Below are 17,630 nucleotides of genomic sequence, written 5' to 3' on the forward strand. Positions count from 1 at the left end.
CCTGAGCCTATTTTATTAAACCAGATTTTTGCCAAGCTTACTTCTTTAGGACGTATTCATCCCGTTTCTACGGGCGTTGAACCCTCGTAATTTGGCAAAGGTATTGTATATATTTAAAACTACTTTGAATATAAAGTAATAGCAATCACAAAAACTACATTGAGCTAGAGTAGCAACGGGGGTTTAACCAACTGCCCCTAAGGCTTTCAACGTCGCCTTTGTTGCTTCTGTTATACCAGTAACCCCTGTGAGATTTAAACGCTCATAGGGTTTTTCGGCTTCCAGTGTCTTTAAGCATTCGCCATTTTTCACACTCCAAAGTCTAATTGTCTCGTCTTCGCCACCGCTAACCAGAGTTCGATTATGCGAACAAAAAGCAACTGACCAGAGCCAAGCCGAGTGTCCGGGGAGAGTTTTTAAACATTTACCAGTATGAATATTCCATAGCTTGATTGTGTGATCTTGAATGCTAGTAGCTAGAGTCTGATTGTCCGGACTAAAGGCAACTGAGAGTAGCCATCCCGTATCCACTTGCAAAATTCTTGTGCATTCACCGGTACGCACATTCCATAATCTTAATGTTCGATCTGTACTGGTACTTGCCAACATCTCACCATCCGGGCTAAAGGCAACTGCCCAAGCCCAACTTGTATGCCCCTTTAACGTTCTCCGGCATTCACCAGTATTCGCGTCCCACAACTTGACTGTCTGATCTAAAGAACCACTCGCTATTAAAGTCCCTTGAGGACTGAAGGCAACTGACCAGACCGCAGCAGTATGTCCCTGGCAAGTTCTCAAATACTGACCAGTACGAATATCCCACAACCTAATTGTTTGATCCTCACTACTACTTGCAAGCATCCGACCATCATGGCTGAGGGCAACTGACCAAACAGCAGCAGTGTGTCCCCGGAAAGTTCTCAGGCATTGGCCAGTGCTGACATCCCACAATTTGACTGTTTTGTCTCCACTACCACTGACGAGGGTATCGCCTTGTGGGTTAAAGGCAACTGAATATACCCAATTGGTGTGTCCTTCGAGAGTTTTTAACGTTTGACCGATATGGACATCCCACAATCTTACTTTGTGGTTATGACCACCGCTTGCCAAGATATTGCCGTCAGGATTAAAAGCAACTGAAAGTACTTGATTGGTATGTCCTTGGAAAGTTTTGAGACATTGACTGCTGAAAACGTTCCATAATCTTACAGTCTGGTCACGACTACCACTAGCCAAAATATCACCTTTTGGGTTAAAGGCAACTGAACACACCCAATTAGAGTGTCCCTGAAAAATTTTTTTACATTCGCCAGTCGTGATATTCCATAATCTTACTGTTTTATCATGACTGCCACTAGCCAGAATATCACCTTTTGGACTGAAGGCGACTGAAAATATCTGATTAGAATGTCCCCGCAAAATTTTCTTGCACTCACCACTACTGAGATTCCATAATCTAATTGTTTGGTCATCACTGCTACTTGCTAGGGTCTGACCGTCAGGACTGAGGCTAATTGACCGTATCCCATCACTATGCCCCTGTAAAATTTTCAGGCACTTACCTGTGTTAATGTTCCACAACCTGATTGTGTTATCATCACTGCCACTTACGAGTGTCTCACCATCCAAACCAAAGGCAACTGAGAGAACCCAATTTGTATGTCCTTGGAAAGTTTTCAGGCATTCACCAGTGCTGACCAGCCATAACCTGACTATGTGGTCATCACAGGCACTGGCTAGTCTGTCACCATTGGGACTAAAGACGACTGACCAAACCTCATTACCATGTTCCCCTAAGGTGTGAAGACATTGACCAGTACTCACATCCCACAGCCTTACTGTACAATCACTACTTCCACTTGCCAGAATCCTGCCATCAGGACTAAAGGCAAGGGAGACGACCCAGTTACTATGTCCTCGGAAGATGAGAATTTGTTGACCATCAGCAACTCGCCACAAGTGAATTTCACCGTTGCTATCTCCTGCGGCTAGGAGTTCCCCATCGGGACTAAAAGCGACAGACATGACTCCGCCAAAGGTTTCAGAAAAAACCGATTTTGTGAGATCAGCATTTTGGAAGTTTACATTGTGTAAATTTACCTTCCGCAGGTCTGCTTGCCAAACACTGAGTTCAGAAAAATCATAGCCACTCAGATCAGTCTCCAAATTACAAAGCAGATTGATAATATTCCCGGCTGTATAACTTTGTTCTAACGGTGATGTTTCTCGTGACCTGGCTATAATTTGGGTTAGATGATTTTCCAGATTTTTTTTGCTTCTAAAAACTGTGAGTAATCTATCTATAACTGGTTGGAGAATAAGGCGAATTTGAATATCTCTCACGTAGTCTTTCGCTGTCGCCTTCATCAAAGCATGACACCTGAACAAATCAAGACTCTGAGTGGTAATTTCTTCACAAACTACTTCTATCAATCGCTGAGTCACATACTCCATCACTACCGATTGCAGCGTGAAAAGTGTTGCGCTTTTCTCTACTAGCGATCGCCTTACCAGAGACTCCAGAGCTTCTAATAAATTTTGTGGTGGAATTGGTGATACGATATCATCTCTTATTTCTGATAATGAAACTGGCTCACGATTGATTGCTAGCCAATACATGATATCTTTTTCTAAATTTGCCAAACGCGAAAACTGCTGCTCTAGCAAATCACGAATGCTACCAAAGACAGGCGTGTAATTTTGCAAAAATTCCGTGACATTACCATCAAAAACATCTTGTATGGTTGTCGCCACTATCTTTAAGGCTAGGGCATTACCAGCATAACGCTCAACTACTAGAGGTAATTCTGACTCTGAGCCAGAAAAACCCTTGGTTTCAAAGATTTTCTGCCCTGCTACTACTTCTAAACCACTAAGTTGTAATGAGCGAACAGCTAGTGTTTCTCCTCCCAGTGAGGCGACATCTTTAGGTTTTTCACGAGAAGTTAACACTAAGGAACTTTGATGAATGACTTGTCCTAACCGTTTGATCATTAAGCCATAATCTTCATAACCTTCTCGATAGCATCCAGCATAAGCGCCTGTTTGCAAAATAGTTTCCACATTATCTAATATGATCAGACAACGTTGTTGTTGCAAACATTCAATTAGTCGTGATATTCTACCATCTACACTGATTGGTAATTCAGTTTCTAAAATTTGCTCATCAGACAAAAATTGAATTAAGTTAGCTAATAAGTCAAAAAGTGGGGGAGCATTGTAGAGCGATCGCCAGATCACACAATCAAACCATCCTTGAACTTTTTGTGCTAACTTAGCAGCGAGAGTTGTTTTACCAATTCCTCCCATTCCCAATAACGTCACCACTCGACAGCGTTCTTGGATTAACCATTGCTCCAATAAAGCAAGTTCATCTGTGCGTCCATAAAAAACAGATACATCCACCATCTCTCCCCAATCTAGGTGCTTGGGAGTTTTCAAGTTTTCCTGTTCTTTTAAATCAGAATCTGGGCTTGTATAATCATTCTTACCTAATTCTAAATTAAACATCATAAACAAACGAACAAGTGTGCGTTTGTCAACACCAGTTTCACGAGTTAGTACTTTCCTTAAAGTGACAGGAGTAATACCACCCTGTTCGCTTAATTCTTCTAGGGTAAACTTAGAGCCATTGTTGTTTCTAAATTCCCACTCAAGTTTGGCATTCTGAAGTTTTTGCCAGCCTGTAAGAGTCAGTATCAGCCCACGATTACGTTTGGGTTTTTTCTGTTTCATCATTTCTTAGGAAGAATCGTATCTACAGTAATAGGCTTCTACAGATTGCATCTAGGGAAAGGTATTATTAAGAAATTATATTTGTTGCTAAATAAGCTTAAACATCTCTAAAAAGCAATTACATTTCCAAATTAAACATACTTGATGTAGAATGATTATAATGTTTATTTTACATAGATTTGGGCTTATTTAAGCTTTATTCAGCAACAATTATACTCCTGCAATAACAAGAGTTTTTTATAAAATAAAAGCTTATTTCATAGAATATGCTCGTGGGGAATCAGCACCATCAATAACGCTGCATTAAGAAGTAAAATTTTGTAAATTAGTCCAAAAGAAATCCACCTCCAATTGTGTCTTAAGTATCCCAATTGAATATTTATTTTATAAATGACCTATATTGCACAAAATATTAGGAATTTGTCATTCTAAAATTCTTAGTTTTGCGGATAAACATCCACCATCTAGGTTAGTAGATATTTATTTTAAGATAAGCAAATCTAGGTAAGCTATTTTGATTATTGGCTCATTTTTGTAGTCATTATCATTTGTAAATGATAGTAATTGAAAAGTAACTAAAAGTCAATTTTCTATTGCTCCCAAAACTTTTAAGGACGCAATGGTTGTTTGAGTTAAACCTGTAACACCAGTAATGTTCATTCCCTCATAAGGTCTTTCATTTCTTAACGTTTTTAGGCATTCACCTGTCACAACATCCCATAATTTAACGGTTTCATCTTCACTACCACTTACTAGGGTTCGACTATCTGGACTAAAAGCAACTGACCTAATCCAATGGGTATGACCATGTAAGGTTTTGATACATTGACCAGATTGAACATCCCATAATCTTATTGTGTGATCTACGCTACCACTAGCCACCAGTGTACCTTCAGGACTGAAAGCAACGGACAATACCCAACTTGTGTGTCCCAAGAAAGTTTTGAGACATTCACCCGTGCTAACATCCCAAAGCTTGATAGTTTTATCTTTACTGCTACTAGCCAGCAGTGAGCCTTCAGGATTAAAAGCGACGGACAACACCCAACCGATGTGTCCTAACAAAATTTTGAAACATTCACTTGTGTGAATATCCCAGAGTCTCACCGTTTGGTCATCGCTACCACTAGCCAGGATATTCCCTTCAGGACTGAATGCAACAGACCATACACCATGACTATGTTCCAAAATATTCAAAACTTGACCAGTGTTAACATCCCAAAGCCTTACAGTTTTGTCATCACTGCCACTAGCCAGAATTTTACCTCCAGGAGCAAAGGCAACTGATTTTACCCAGCCAGTATGTCCCTGTAAGATGTTGCAACATTGGTAAGTACTGCTATCCCACAACCTGATCAATTGATCATAACTGCCACTTGCCAAGATATTACCTTGAGGGCTAAACGCAACAGTTCGGACTCGATTTGGGTGTCCTTCCAAAGTTTTGTAGCAATTTCCATCAGTGACATCCCAGAGCTTGAGATTTTGATCATTGCTGCTGCTCAGTATAGTCTGACCACTAGGAGCAAAGGCAACAGACCACACCCCATTATTGTATCCCTGCAAGTTTCTTAAACTTTGACCAGTGTTAACATCCCAAAACCTTACAGTTTGGTCATCACTACCACTGACCAAGGTTTGACCATCTGGACTGAAAACAACAGACCAGACAAAACTGGTGTGTCCCTGCAATGTTTTAACACATTCTCCTGTATGGAAATTCCATAGCTTCACAGTTCTGTCATCACTGCCACTAGCCAAAATATTACCATTAGGAGCAAAGGCGACTGACCTAACCGGATCACTATGTCCCTTGAAAGTTCTCAGGCACTTCCCATCTAAGATACTCCAGAGTTTCACGGTTTGGTCATCACTACCACTGACCAAGGTTTGACCATCCAGATTGAAAACAACTGAGGAAACCGAACTGGTGTGTCCCTGTAATGTTTTGACACATTCTCCTGTACGGGAATTCCATAGCTTTACAGTTTTATCACTACTAGCACTGGCGAGAATTTTACCTTTAGGACTAAAAACTACAGATAATACGGCATCAGTATGTTCTCGCAAAACTTTGTAGCATTTACTATCCGAAATACTCCATAAACGGACTGTCCGATCATCACTCCCAGACGCGAGGATTTCACCTTGAGGACTGAAAGCAACAGTTCGTACTCGTTCAGGATGTCCTGTGAAAGTTTGCAAGCATTCACCTGTGTTGACATCCCACAATTTCACATTTTGGTCAGTACCGCCACTACAAAGAGTACTACTATTTGGACTGAAGGCGATCGCTCGCACCCAATCAATGTGTCCTAGACAGGTCAAAAATTGTTCACCCTCAGCAAAGTCTCGCCACAAGCAAATCTTGCCATTTGCGTCACTCGCCGCCAAAATTTTTCCGTTGGGGCTGAATGCTACCGCAGAAATTCTACTAAAATTTTTAGTAAAAACTGATTTAGATAAATTAGCATTTTGGAAATTGACCTGAGGTAAACTTACGTCCCGCATATCTACTTGCCAGACGCTTAAGTTAGAAAAATCATAACCTCTTAAATCTGTCTTTAACTGACGAAGCAAGTGGAGAATATTTCCACTTGTATAACCAGGTTCTAGTGGATATTCTCCTTGCAGTTTGACTAAAATTTCATTTAAATGATTTTCTATTCTTCTGGGAGTTTTAAAAATAGTTAAAAGTTCATCTATAACTGGTTTAATAATTAACCGTATTTGAGTTTCCCTAATATAGTCCTTGGATTGGGCTTTACTCAAAGCGTAATACTTAAGAAGCACAATATCCTGAGTTACAATTTCTTGATAAGTTTGCTGAATTAGTTTGTTAGTCACATACTCCATTACTACAGAGTGTAATGTGAAAAGTAAACCACCTTTTTCACTTAGTTTCTGTGGAAATTTGTCGATGATACTTCGCCTGATCAAAGACTCTAAAGCTTCTAATAACTTGTGTGGTATTACTAATGAATTTAAATCTTCTTGCAAATTGCAGAGAGGAACTGACTCACGATTAATTGCCAGCCAGTACATAACGACACGCTCTAAATTAGATAAGCGCTCAAACTGCTGCTCTAGAACAGTGCAGATATCACCAAAAACAGATGTCTTTTGGTTCAAAAAACCAAAAATATCACCATTGAAAACATCTTGAATAGTCGTTGCAACTATTTTCAAAGCTAATGGATTACCAGAATAAAGTTCAATCAGTGCTTTTTCTTGAAACGCTTCTCCATAAAGACCTTTGAGATGAAAAATTTTTTTTCCTTCTTCCTCTTTCAGACCCTTTACTTGTAATGAACGAACAGGTAGTGCTTGTCCTTCGTGTGACGCTACATCTTTGGGTTTTTCACGAGAAGTCAACACCAAGGAGCTTTGATGCCTGACCTGTCCTAGCCGTTTTATGAGTAAGCTATAATCCTCATAGCCTTCTCGATAGCATCCAGCATAAGTGCCTGGTTGCAAAATATTCTCTACATTATCTAATATGATCAGACAGCGCTGTTGTTGCAAATATTCAATTAATCGTGATATTCTCCCATCTACGCTTGTGGGTAAATCAGTTTCTAAAATTTGCTCATCAGACAAAAATTGAATTAATTTAGCTAATAGGTCAAAAAGTGGGGGAGAATTGTAGAGCGATCGCCAGATCACATACTCAAACCATCCTTGAACCTTTTGTGCTAACTTAGCAGCGAGAGTTGTTTTACCAATCCCTCCCATTCCCAACAGCGCCACCACTCGACAGCGTTCTTGTATCAGCCATTGCTCCAACAGAACTAGTTCGGCTGTGCGTCCATAGAAAATAGATACATCCACCATTTCTCCCCAATCAATACGTTTGGGAGACTCCAAACTCTGAAGCCTTGCTAAATCAGAATTTAACTTGCAATAGTCCTGGGGACATAACTCTAAGTTAAAGGCCATAAATAAATAAACAAGTGTTCGTTTGTCAACTCCTTCTTGGTTAGCAAGTATCTTTGCAACTGTATTTGTAGTTAGTCCAGCACGTTCACTTATTTCTTCCAAGGTGTACTTGGAACCAGATTTTTCTCGAAGTTCCGCTTCAAATTTCGCCTTCTGAAGCTTTTGCCAGCCTTCACCAGTGAGTACAACACCACGATTCCGTTTTGGCTTGTGCCGATTCATAAATTATGAACACCTATTTTCAAGGTAAAAGTTCATGACTACACCTTATAAAAGATGTAATCTCCATTGTCACTTTTGGCTCAAAGTCCAGTTATACCTCGAATCAGTGGTAATAATGTTTAAGAAATGGGATATTATGGCAAATCTGGGCGTGCAGGTTTTCCCCGCACCCAGCATTTGATATTGGTATGATTTCCCTAAATCCGTCCAAAAAATGGGCAAACTGGGAGTAATCAGTGAACAGATATAAACGATCGCTCACACCTATTCACTGATTGACTATTAACTATTCACACTTCCGCCGGGTGATATTCTTGCTGTCTCTCGATGAAACTCTGTACGCGGGAACGGTAATCTCTGACCATCTCATCTACCCACTCGCGTTCATTGCTGTTGACATACAAATGTACTAGCGGTTCACTAGCATCAGGTAAAACTAACAGCCAACTGTCATCAAAAGGTTGACGAATTTTCACGCCATCGATGAGTTCGAGATTTTGGGCTGGGTGAGTTTCCACCAAGTAGCGCATCAATGCACCTTTAGCCGACCAAGGACAGCGTATTGTATGGGTTCTGTGAACTACACGGGGTAATTCTGCTCTGACAGTGGCAAGCGATCGCTCTTGTATGGTCAGCATTTCAATGATCTTAGCAATGCAGAACATGGAATCAAACCCTGGATGCAGTTGAGGGAAGATAAAACCAGTCTCCCCACTACCACCCAGCACCACGTTGACATTTTTCTGACAAGCTTCCATCAAAGCTGTTGCATTGGCTTTGGTGCGAATCACTCTACCATCATGACGACGGGCGACTTGTTCCACTGCACTAGAAGCATGAACCGGCACAACTACCGTCCCTCTGGGGTTGGAAGTCAAAATCATATCTACCATCAGTGCGGTTAACAGTTCGCCGCGAATGGGGTAGCCTGATTCATCAACTAAAATTAGCTGTTCGCCATTAGCTGATACTTGCACACCAAAATTCGCTTTCAACGCCTCCACCACATGACCTAACTGAGTCAGCAGTGTTTCCCGATCGGTTGTGGTGACAGCATTTTTATTTAGGCTGGCATTTAGTACTACTGCATCAGCACCAAATTTATCTAGCATTTGGGGTAAAACAGCCCCAGATACAGCATAAACATAGTCAATTACTACTTTTGCCCGACTGTTGTTGAGGGTTGAAACATTCAATAGTTTCTCGAAAGCGGTGCAGTAAAGGTCAATGACTTGGCTGGGGTAAGCGACATCACCAATTTCATGAGTTAAAGCCCGACGCATATCTTCCTTAAAGTAAGCCCCTTCAATTTTCTTTTCTTGGGCTTTGGAGATATTGATCCCCTTATTATCCATGAATTCTATCAAGATGTAGTCGGCGCGATCGGGGTGTACTCGTACATGAATCCCACCTGCTACACCCATTGTAGGTATAACTGTGCGGGCGATGGGGATGGCTGTTGCATCGAGGTTTTGAATATCGACACCTACAGACATTAAACCTGCAATTAAAGACCGAGTAACCATCCGCGAAACATTACGTTGGTCACGGGACACCGTTACTTTCGCACCAGGTTTTAAAGTGGAACCATAAGCAGCGCCTAACTTCACCGCAAACTCTGGGCTGATGTCAATATTTGCTAATCCTTGCACACCACGTTGCCCAAATAAATTTCTTTGGGCGGTATTACCCCAAATCAGGTTAATGTTTAAAATTGCCCCTGACTCAATCTTCTTACTTGGCCAAACCCTTACCCCAGGGCTAATTTGAGCTTCTTCCCCAACTGTAGACAAAGAACCCACAACCGAGGCTTCTAACACATGGGCGCGGCGGTCTACACGGGTTCCACGAGAAATGACGCAAGCACTCAACTGGGCTTCTTCCCCAATAATTGCCCCATTCCACACAATCGGGCGTTTGAGATTAGCATCAGCGCCAATGGTGACGTTATCTCCAATTACAGTTCCGGCTTCAATTTGCACCCTTGCACCGATGCGACAATTGTTACCTATTACGGCTGGGGCTTCAATATGAGCTGAGGGGTCAATATAAGTATTTTGTCCTATCCACAAGCCAGGGGAATTTTCTCTATAAGCAAAGTCGAGTTTTACTTTACGTTCTAAAGCATCATACTGAGCTTCCCGATAAGCATCTAAGTGACCAACATCGCACCAGTAACCTTCGGCAATGTAACCGTACATTGGTTCATCTTTTGCCAGGAGTAAAGGGAATAAATCTTTAGAAAAGTCAGATTCGGTATGGGCTGGCAGATATTCTAAAACTTCTGGTTCGAGAATATAAGTCCCAGTGTTGACCGTATCAGAAAAAATTTCGCTGGTAGAAGGTTTTTCTAAAAAGCGTTTAATTTTTCCTTGTTCATCGGTAATCACTACTCCAAATTCTATAGGGTTAGGAACCCTTGTTAAAATTAGAGTAGCTTTTGACTGTTTTCGTTTGTGAAAAGCGATCGCTTCTGTCAGGTCAAAATCTGTGATGCTATCACCGCTAATTACTAAAAAAGTTTCGTCCAGAAGTTCAGCAATGTTTTTTACACAGCCTGCTGTTCCTAGAGGTTGGTCTTCTTCGACGGCATAAGTCATCTGTACACCAAAATCACTGCCATCTTGAAAATAATCTCGCAAGACATCAGGTAGATAATGCAAGGTAGCAATTACTTCCGTAATCTCATGTCTCTTGAGGAGATTGATAATATGTTCAGCAATTGGGCGATTGAGAATCGGAACCATTGGTTTTGGTAGATCGCAAGTTAACGGGCGAAGTCGCGTTCCGGAACCGCCAGCCATCAGCACTGCACGCATAAATCCTCCTTAACCTTTTGCAGCATTCGCTGCTTTTAAACCCGTAAGAGTATATTGTGTTTTTATCTAGTTTCCTATGGATACTGATATTTAAAACACCCCCGTAAGAAACATCTGACAATAAATAAGCAAAATTACTTATTGTAATAATTTGGCGATGACCGACCGTCGGTCGGAGACCATCATCTACAGTGGAACGTAGCTTATCTCCAACAGAGGCTGCGCCAACGCCAGAAAAGTAAACGCAGGAGGTGCTTGTCAGTTATTCAGTATTCGCACGGAATTAGTTTATTTATGCTAGCCAGCAAAAGCTGGAGAAGCAACTAGGCAGAAGAAAAAAGTAATATAGAAATGCAGGTAATAGATAATAGGTAATAGCTGTTCTTACCTATTACCAAATCACCATCCCCTTGTGGGTGGGATTTTCCAGAGAGAATGTATCATGAAACAACACCAATTTGAAAAAAGAATGCGATTGATGGATTTACATAAACCAGAAACAAAGATTTGATTGAAATAATCTAGGTGATTAATTGCCTACATAGTGCAGAAATATTTATCTCGAATTCTGTCAGATATTAACGGAGTTGATGGTAATGAGTAAATTAATTATTTTTGGCTTAATTGTGATTTATATAGGTGGCGTGTGGAAGTTTTGGACTGGTTTTTCAAGGACAAATTTCACTCCATCTTTGCCCAATCGGATTGGTTTAGCCTTACTTTGGCCAGCTTTATTTGTCGCCAATGGTTCCTATCGCCGTAATTTTAGAAAGGCGTTGAAAGGTTAGAAATTACTGTTTAGTTTTCTGACTAAAAGCTTACCTTTGATAGTAAAAATATCAAGCCTAGTTGTAGGCTTGATATTTTTAAGTAAACAAAAATCCAAGACTAATGATTAATACTCATTAATCATTATCTTCTTCTGTTATTTCTAACGTTATTACGATAGATATTGACTGCTGCACCTGCGCCTGCACCATTGATGACATTATTAAGAGGTCTTCTGCAACCACCAGTAACCGCGCCAGTTACTATACCAGCACCACCACCTACAGCCAAATCTTGAATGACACTACGGTTTCTGGTATTTCTTCTCAAACCATTTGCACCATTTACAGCAGCACCAGCCGCAGCACCTTTAGCCGCATTGTCTAACACAGAACCACATCTGGTAAAAACTCCGGTTACTATACCAGCACCAGCGCCAATGGCTGCATCTTCTATTACTCGGTTATCAGCAGCAGCAGGTTGTACAGGAACCAAAGTGACACTGGCTAAACTAGCAGCCATGAGGCTGGGTAGAAGTGTAAGTTTTAGAATTAGTTTCATATTTTTCCCTTCTGAAAACATCCACAATTAGAGCATAATTGCAATGATCGCCGTTACAGGTATCATAGGTGTACTCATTTCTAGTTTAGACAACTGCAACGGTTCTTTATCTTCAATCACTATACCTCTACCCTCAAAAAACGTGAGTTCGACGAACCTCACCCCAACCCCTCGCCGACGCGGAGAGGGGCTTTAATACTCTGAGCTATCAACGAAAAATCAGGTTTTAAAGCCTCTACGCCACTTGCTACAACGCGGAGAACCCGCGCAACGCAGTGGTTCCTTGTTGCAGGGGCTACGGGAGAGGGGTTTTTTCAACTGTCGAATTCACGTTAAAAAAACGGTTTGAGAGACAAAGGGTAAACAACCTACACCTGTAAGATCCCCAATCCCCTGATATGCTTGTTTGCAGTGAGTTTAGATATCAAAAAAAATGCACATTCAGTTTCGTGAATTTGACCAATTTGATGTGTGGATGTGGCTAAAATTTAGCACAGTGCCTTCTCAAAGAGAAAAACAGTATGTAGAAGAGGTGTTTAATTCCTGGTTTTATCTAGGCAAGTTGGGTGCATTTAATGCCGAAAATCTTCAGGTGCAGGACACTGGAGTTGATTTAAGTTATGTTAACTATGACTCCCAAGGTTATGACAAAAGCCTACTGGCGCTGATGCACAACATGGGTGAGTTTGAGTATGAAGGACAATGGGCGCGGTGTTGGTTTGACCTGGGAACTAGTGATGCGATCGCTATAGATATTCTGATCAACGCCCTCACTCAACTGAGTGAAGAATACGTGACTATTGAAGAATTTTACATTGGCGGCGAAAATGAAGATTGGCCTGTTGAAGATAGTGACAGTCGCCCTTACTCCATTTACGATAATTAACTAAAAATGAATAAACATGGCGAAATTCGGGTAATAGTCTTGGGGCTGATTCAGGATGGTAAGCGCATTTTTGTCTCTGAAGGCTACGACCCCGTCAAGCAATCAACCTTTTATCGAGCTTTGGGTGGTGGTGTAGACTTTGGTGAAACCAGTCTGGCAGCTTTAAAAAGAGAATTTCAAGAAGAAATTCAGGCAGAACTAACGAATATCCGCTATCTAGGTTGTATCGAAAACCTGTTTACATTTAACGCCAGAAAGGGACATGAAATTATTCAACTTTATCAATGTGATTTTACTGACTCCAAGTTTTACCAATTGGAAACTCTAGTATTTTATGAATCGGAAAATCACAAGCATCGGGCAATGTGGATAGATATTGCCCGTTTTAAATCCGGTGAACTGAGATTAGTACCTGAAGAATTTTTTAATTATTTGTAAAAATTACATAGCAATGGATTGGTAACATTTTTGTCAAATTCTCCAATATGTAGGGTTTTTCACCGGGAATTAAGCCAGAAACATCAGCAAATTTCGTATTGATCAAAACGCCAATTCTAAAGAAAAGATTAAGCATATCTACTCATCCATCTTTTGATGGAAGTTTAAAAATCTTAACATTTGTAAAAATAAAAAATTATCAGATGATTGCTAGCTAATTTACAAAATTAAATTTTAGAATCCTGAAGCTCATGCAAGGCAAGTTTTTTATGTCACAGGAAGAAAAGGAGAAGTTATTTCACACCCAGTTAGTTAAATACGGTGTGAGATATGAAAAAGCAGCAAGAGTAGCTAATATTTTAGCGTGTGGTAAATCTGAGGAATTATTGACAGAAGAAGAGAAAAAACTTGTGACTGAAGCTTGTCAACAGTGGCTAACAGGACACAAACGCCATAAGCAGATGGTTTCTTTATTTCAGGATATCAAAAGTTAGATATTTAGTTATTGGTCAATAGTCATTGGTCATATAGTTAAAAAGCATATAAGACAGGCTTTTCTGCGATCTTAGGAAAGTCAGAATTTAACAATCCTTGCTCTCATCCCCCAGTTTCGTTTCACCAAAAGAGGCAGGGGGCAGGGGAGAACCCCATAAATAAATTTAGCGAAAAGTTTGCGCGTCCGGGTTTGCCAAAACTTTTCAAGACAGGGGCTTGTATCCTTGTTGGCTCTTAAAATCCTGAATCCTTCCTCTTTGCCCCCTGCCCCTTTTCCTCTTCTTTGACTAATTCCAATCTTGCTCATCTTTTTTGCCACGGCTTTTATAAATTCCCCCGATTTCGTGTATTTGGCGGGTTTTCTCGAATAGTTCAGATTCGGTTAATCCCCATTGTTGCAAAACTTTATCCAAGTCCTGTTGTATGTCCCTTGCGCCGGGAAAGCCTTGATAGCGGATTTTTAGTCTAGCTAATTCAGCTAAATTATGGTCTGTCGCGCCTTGAGTTAGTAGAATATCTATAAAGGGGCGATCGCGGTTGTAAAGTGGGTGTTGCTGGTCTTTACTTCCGTGGTTTTCGGTCATGGTTTATACCTTTAGGTAGAGTGTAAAATCCTTCAGAGTCGAGAGTTCAGAGTTTTGCCATTGCACCATAATTAGTCATGACGGCAACTACACCTGAGCTAATACGGCTCTCACCACTGTCAGCTAATCTTAGATAAAGATACATTGTCTTTAAGAAAGTACAAAAAGTTTAACAAAAGGGTGAATTTTTAAGTCGCCCAAAGCCCAAGCAGCAAGGGAGCAAGAACCCGCTATGTTTGAACACTTCACTTCCGAAGCCATCAAAGTTATTATGCTCGCTCAGGAGGAAGCACGTCGCCTGGGACACAACTTCGTAGGAACAGAACAAATTCTCCTGGGTTTGATGGGAGAGGGAACTGGGGTTGCTGCCAAAGTGCTAACTGAGTTGGGCGTAACTCTTAAAGACGCTCGCCGTGAGGTTGAAAAAATCATCGGTAGGGGTTCTGGGTTTGTACCACCAGAAATTCCTTTTACCCCGAAAGTGAAAAGCCTTTTCGAGCAGTCATTTAGAGAAGCTCATAATCTCGGAAATAACTACATCAACACAGAACATTTACTCTTAGGGTTGACTGAGGCTGGTGAAGGTGTCGCCGCCAAGGTATTACAAAATCTCGGTGTAGACCTCAAGAGTGTCCGCTCTGCTGTCATTCGTCGCACAGGCGACGACCCTACTGTGGTTGTGGGTGGTGGTAGCTCCAGACGTAACCAAGCACCGACGACAGAAGAGTTTGGCAGAAATCTTACCAAATTAGCTAAAGAAGGTAAACTCGACCCTGTAGTTGGTCGGCAAAAAGAAATTGAGCGTGCTGTACAAATTCTTGGTCGTCGCACCAAGAACAATCCCGTGTTAATTGGCGAACCAGGGGTTGGTAAAACAGCGATCGCCGAAGGTTTAGCCCAGCGTATTATTAACCAAGATGTCCCCGACATTTTGCAAGATAAACAAGTCATCAGCCTAGATGTGGGGTCTTTGGTAGCAGGAACCCGCTTCCGGGGAGACTTTGAAGAACGCATCAAGAAAATCGTTGAAGAAGTCCGTTCTGCGGGAAATATCATTCTCGTGATAGATGAAATTCATACTCTAGTTGGTGCAGGTGGTACAGAAGGCGGTTTAGATGCTGCCAATATCCTCAAACCAGCCTTAGCAAGGGGTGAATTGCAGTGCATCGGTGCTACCACATTAGATGAATATCGTCAACACATTGAACGAGATGCAGCTTTAGAGCGTCGTTTCCAACCAATTATGGTAGGGGAACCATCAGTAGAAGAAACCATTGAAATTCTCTACGGTTTGCGCGGAGCCTACGAACAGCACCACAAAGTGCATATTTCCGATGAAGCAGTAGTTGCAGCCGCCCAATTATCTGATAGATATATTAGCGATCGCTTCCTGCCCGACAAAGCCATAGACTTAATTGATGAAGCTGGTTCTCGTGTGCGCTTGCGGAACTCGCAAAACTCCCCCAACAAGGAACTTAAGCGCCAACTAGCCGATGTCAGCAAAGCCAAAAACGAAGCAGTCAGACTGCAAGACTTCGACAAAGCAGGGAAACTGCGTGACCAAGAAATCGGCATAGAAGCAGAACTGCAAGCAGCCTCCACTGGTCAAACCTTTAACCTTGTAGTAGACGAAGAAGACATCGCTCAAATCGTCGCCTCTTGGACTGGTGTTCCAGTCAACAAGCTGACAGAATCTGAGTCTGAACTACTTCTCCACCTCGAAGACACCCTCCACCAACGGTTAATCGGTCAAGAGCAAGCAGTCACCTCTGTTTCTCGCGCCATCCGTCGCGCCAGAGTTGGGTTAAAGAGTCCCAAGCGCCCCATTGCTAGTTTTATCTTTTCCGGCCCCACCGGAGTAGGGAAAACCGAACTAGCCAAAGCGTTAGCTGCTTACTTCTTCGGCGCAGAAGATTCCATGATTCGCTTTGATATGTCCGAATACATGGAAAGTCACACCGTCTCTAAACTCATCGGTTCTCCCCCTGGTTATGTCGGCTACGACGAAGGCGGACAACTCACCGAAGCTGTGCGGCGCAAACCATACACAGTGTTGCTGTTCGACGAAATCGAAAAAGCGCACCCAGATGTATTTAATATGCTGTTGCAAATCTTAGATGACGGACAGCTCACCGATGCCAAAGGTCGGAAAGTAGACTTCAAGAATACCTTGATTATCCTTACTTCCAATATTGGTTCTAAAGTAATTGAGAAAGGTGGCGGCGGTTTAGGCTTTGAATTTGACAACCAAGCCGAAGCCAGCTACAACCGCATCCGTAACTTAGTCAACGAAGAACTGAAAAATTACTTCCGTCCTGAGTTCCTCAACCGAGTTGATGAAGTCATCGTCTTCACTCAACTATCCAAGGATGAAGTCAAGCAAATTGCTGACATTATGTTGCGCGATGTCGCCAGTCGCTTAACAGAGAAGGGAATCATCTTAGAAGTTACCGAACAGTTCAAAGAACTAGTAGTAACAGAAGGTTATAACCCCAGCTACGGCGCAAGACCATTACGCCGTGCAATTGTACGTCTCTTAGAAGATTCTTTAGCAGAAGCATTGCTGTCTGGAGAAATTATTGAGGGAGACACAGCCATTGTTGATGTCAATGATGACGGTCAAGTACAAATACGCCAGTCAGAAAAACGAGAGTTACTTCTGGCAAACGTCGGTTAATTCTCAGATATTCTAGTCATATCTGACAACACATAATTCCCTTACCAACAAAATTTAGGATAAACCCTAGTATAAAAACTAGGGTATTTTTTTATCAAAAGTTCGTAGTAAGGGCTTTAGCCCTTATTTAACGTGAGAAAGTGAGTTCGATAAACCTCTCCCCAAACCCTCCTACGATGTAAACACAAGTTTACCAAGAGCGAGTTTCCAGCCAAAAAAGGTGGATTCAAACTGCTCAAGACCACGAACTAAAGTAGTACCACTTAAAGCTAGAGTGTTAATTGCTCATTTGCAATAATTGATGTGCGTGAGTGCCTTCATTATTCATCACTTGTTCTAACACTGCTTCTCTGATATTTACGAATATTTCACTACCTCTGTCTCGTGGACGGGATAATCTTATACCAATTCAAAAAATGTTTGCGACAGATAGGGCATTAAGGATGAAGTCATAACCAGTCAAAGAAGCAGCAATTTCAGGAGTCAGTTTAGCCAGAAGTTGAGCA

Annotated in this window: 10 protein-coding genes; 5 read left to right on the forward strand and 5 right to left on the reverse strand. The window is 41.5% G+C overall.

Features of this window, described 5'->3' with window-relative positions; translation table 11 throughout:
- Positions 1-183: 183 nt before the first annotated feature.
- From H6G18_RS23150 to H6G18_RS23160, 3 genes are all read right to left on the reverse strand, one after another.
- The gene (locus H6G18_RS23150) at positions 184-3,735 is read right to left on the reverse strand and encodes a WD40 domain-containing protein (RefSeq protein WP_190409450.1); all 3,552 of its coding nucleotides are present in this window, start codon (positions 3,733-3,735) and stop codon (positions 184-186) included.
- Between the two features lie 582 nt (positions 3,736-4,317).
- Positions 4,318-7,896 carry a WD40 domain-containing protein gene (locus H6G18_RS23155; protein ID WP_190409441.1) on the reverse strand — a complete coding sequence of 1,193 codons (3,579 nt, stop codon included), beginning with the start codon at positions 7,894-7,896 and terminating at the stop codon, positions 4,318-4,320.
- A gap of 290 nt (positions 7,897-8,186) precedes the next feature.
- A complete protein-coding gene (locus H6G18_RS23160) occupies positions 8,187-10,715 on the reverse strand; it encodes a mannose-1-phosphate guanyltransferase (RefSeq protein ID WP_190409442.1) in 2,529 nt (842 codons plus the stop codon).
- Between the two features lie 596 nt (positions 10,716-11,311).
- Here H6G18_RS23160 and H6G18_RS23165 point away from each other — a divergent pair.
- Positions 11,312-11,503 carry a hypothetical protein gene (locus H6G18_RS23165; RefSeq protein ID WP_190409443.1) on the forward strand — a complete coding sequence of 64 codons (192 nt, stop codon included), beginning with the start codon at positions 11,312-11,314 and terminating at the stop codon, positions 11,501-11,503.
- A gap of 124 nt (positions 11,504-11,627) precedes the next feature.
- On the opposite strand, the gene H6G18_RS23170 is transcribed toward H6G18_RS23165, so the two are convergent.
- The gene (locus H6G18_RS23170; protein ID WP_190409444.1) at positions 11,628-12,044 is read right to left on the reverse strand and encodes a hypothetical protein; all 417 of its coding nucleotides are present in this window, start codon (positions 12,042-12,044) and stop codon (positions 11,628-11,630) included.
- Between the two features lie 433 nt (positions 12,045-12,477).
- Here H6G18_RS23170 and H6G18_RS23175 point away from each other — a divergent pair, with 433 nt between their 5' ends.
- The 3 genes from H6G18_RS23175 (at position 12,478) to H6G18_RS23185 (ending at position 13,862) form a co-directional block, all read left to right on the forward strand.
- The gene (locus tag H6G18_RS23175) at positions 12,478-12,930 is read left to right on the forward strand and encodes a DUF3531 family protein (RefSeq protein ID WP_190409445.1); all 453 of its coding nucleotides are present in this window, start codon (positions 12,478-12,480) and stop codon (positions 12,928-12,930) included.
- 6 nt (positions 12,931-12,936) lie between these two features.
- Positions 12,937-13,368: an NUDIX hydrolase gene (locus H6G18_RS23180; RefSeq protein WP_190409446.1), complete on the forward strand. Its 432-nt coding sequence runs from the start codon at positions 12,937-12,939 to the stop codon at positions 13,366-13,368.
- Between the two features lie 269 nt (positions 13,369-13,637).
- The gene (locus H6G18_RS23185; protein WP_242040451.1) at positions 13,638-13,862 is read left to right on the forward strand and encodes a hypothetical protein; all 225 of its coding nucleotides are present in this window, start codon (positions 13,638-13,640) and stop codon (positions 13,860-13,862) included.
- Between the two features lie 288 nt (positions 13,863-14,150).
- Here the strand turns inward: H6G18_RS23185 and H6G18_RS23190 are convergent, their stop codons facing one another.
- A complete protein-coding gene (locus tag H6G18_RS23190) occupies positions 14,151-14,447 on the reverse strand; it encodes a DUF3288 family protein (RefSeq protein ID WP_190409448.1) in 297 nt (98 codons plus the stop codon).
- A gap of 232 nt (positions 14,448-14,679) precedes the next feature.
- Between H6G18_RS23190 and H6G18_RS23195 the strand changes: the two genes are divergently transcribed.
- Entirely contained in the window at positions 14,680-17,124 is a 2,445-nt protein-coding gene (locus H6G18_RS23195) for an ATP-dependent Clp protease ATP-binding subunit (RefSeq protein ID WP_190409449.1), read from the forward strand.
- Positions 17,125-17,630: the final 506 nt, after the last annotated feature.

Origin of the sequence: Anabaena subtropica FACHB-260, from assembly GCF_014697105.1 — a bacterium.
GTDB classification, from domain to species: domain Bacteria; phylum Cyanobacteriota; class Cyanobacteriia; order Cyanobacteriales; family Nostocaceae; genus Trichormus; species Trichormus subtropicus.

Excerpts from the sequence above, each read along its gene's own strand:
- H6G18_RS23150 (WP_190409450.1), bottom strand. The coding sequence starts at position 3,735 with ATGAAACAGAAAAAACCCAAACGTAATCGTGGGCTGATACTGACTCTT.
- H6G18_RS23155 (WP_190409441.1), bottom strand. The coding sequence starts at position 7,896 with ATGAATCGGCACAAGCCAAAACGGAATCGTGGTGTTGTACTCACTGGT.
- H6G18_RS23160 (WP_190409442.1), bottom strand. The coding sequence starts at position 10,715 with ATGCGTGCAGTGCTGATGGCTGGCGGTTCCGGAACGCGACTTCGCCCG.
- H6G18_RS23165 (WP_190409443.1), top strand. The coding sequence starts at position 11,312 with ATGAGTAAATTAATTATTTTTGGCTTAATTGTGATTTATATAGGTGGC.
- H6G18_RS23170 (WP_190409444.1), bottom strand. The coding sequence starts at position 12,044 with ATGAAACTAATTCTAAAACTTACACTTCTACCCAGCCTCATGGCTGCT.
- H6G18_RS23175 (WP_190409445.1), top strand. The coding sequence starts at position 12,478 with ATGCACATTCAGTTTCGTGAATTTGACCAATTTGATGTGTGGATGTGG.
- H6G18_RS23180 (WP_190409446.1), top strand. The coding sequence starts at position 12,937 with ATGAATAAACATGGCGAAATTCGGGTAATAGTCTTGGGGCTGATTCAG.
- H6G18_RS23185 (WP_242040451.1), top strand. The coding sequence starts at position 13,638 with ATGTCACAGGAAGAAAAGGAGAAGTTATTTCACACCCAGTTAGTTAAA.
- H6G18_RS23190 (WP_190409448.1), bottom strand. The coding sequence starts at position 14,447 with ATGACCGAAAACCACGGAAGTAAAGACCAGCAACACCCACTTTACAAC.
- H6G18_RS23195 (WP_190409449.1), top strand. The coding sequence starts at position 14,680 with ATGTTTGAACACTTCACTTCCGAAGCCATCAAAGTTATTATGCTCGCT.